Origin of the sequence: Lactobacillus rodentium, from assembly GCF_003423665.1 — a bacterium.
Taxonomy (GTDB): Bacteria; Bacillota; Bacilli; order Lactobacillales; family Lactobacillaceae; genus Lactobacillus; species Lactobacillus rodentium.
This window is the reverse complement of sequence record NZ_BFBY01000036.1, coordinates 1-380: the sequence shown is the minus strand read 5'-3', so window position 1 is coordinate 380 and position 380 is coordinate 1. Positions and strand designations below refer to the sequence as shown.

General features: G+C 31.3%; 1 protein-coding gene. It reads left to right on the top strand.

Annotated elements, in window-relative coordinates; translation table 11 throughout:
- Window positions 1–91: 91 nt before the first annotated feature.
- On the top strand, window positions 92–380 hold a 289-nt coding region (locus LrDSM24759_RS07655), incomplete at its 3' end, for an IS110 family transposase (protein WP_157964255.1).

Below are 380 nucleotides of genomic sequence, written 5' to 3'. Positions count from 1 at the left end.
GAATGTGGACACTTTGATGTCGAGTTTAGAAAATTATATCTGATTTCTTAAGTAAATACGTTTTACTACTCATACTTAGGAGGTTTATATTATGCAAGTTACTTTTGGAATTGATGTAAGTAAGTCTACTTCTACTATTTGTGAGCTAATTGGTGAAAGTAAAAATGAATTTACCATTACTAATGATCGTCCTGGTTTTATTAAATTGCTTCACGAATTAGCTGCCTTTACTAAACAACCACAAATTATTTTTGAAGCTACTGGTGTTTATTCACGTAGACTGCAAGCTTTTCTAGAAGATTACGGTTATGAATATGTTGTGCTTAATCCTCTTAAAGCGAAAAAAGAAATGGATCTAGGACTACGTCATAATAAAACTG